Origin of the sequence: Mesotoga sp. HF07.pep.5.2.highcov (genome assembly GCF_003666285.1) — a bacterium.
Lineage (GTDB): Bacteria > Thermotogota > Thermotogae > Petrotogales > Kosmotogaceae > Mesotoga > Mesotoga prima.
Window position 1 is genome coordinate 1 of the sequence record NZ_JFHJ01000272.1, and the last position, 600, is coordinate 600.

Sequence of the window (600 nt, forward strand, 5' to 3'; positions counted from 1 at the left end):
ACATAACTGTCAGGGGAAAAACTGTAGATGTCCCAGTCTATATTGTGGTAAGTTCCCCATCGTTCCGAATAATCAAAGGTGTTATCAACGTTGCCGTTCATTCCAAAAGACTGCACCGCTAAAGCACTCTCAAAAGAACCCACAGTGGCAAAAGACCAACAGCTGCCATGGATGAACTGATCCCGTACGGGTTCGAGCCTTACGAAACTGCTCTCCGCTACTGCACGAGGTTCCAGAAGCACGAAAGTCGACATCATAAGATCATCAGTAGTTGTCATTCCCTGTATAGAGAATTCATCCATCTCTTCTATGTATGACAACCTCAAATACTCGATGAATCTCTCGCGCACTTCATCTGGAAGGTCTATGTAGCCATTGAGTTTCTCGAAAATCACTTCTACGTCACCAATGTTCGCTGTCTCCAGCTTTGCAACGAAGCTCTCTTCTAGATCTGCTTTCCAGCTGAGATTCATGCTTGATATCGCCGAGTTGATTTCTGACTCTATCGATCCTACCTGAGTTGCAACGTTAGCAGTTGCAAACGAGTATAAGAACAAAGCCGAAAGTAATACTACCAATATTTTCTTCATGGTCATCCCC

General features: G+C 44.3%; 1 protein-coding gene. It reads right to left on the reverse strand.

Features of this window, described 5'->3' with window-relative positions; genetic code table 11:
* Nucleotides 1–590, reverse strand: a 590-nt coding sequence (locus BG32_RS05595; protein ID WP_310793872.1) for a C1 family peptidase, incomplete at its 3' end; no start/stop codon positions are given.
* Between the last annotated feature and the right edge of the window lie 10 nt (nucleotides 591–600).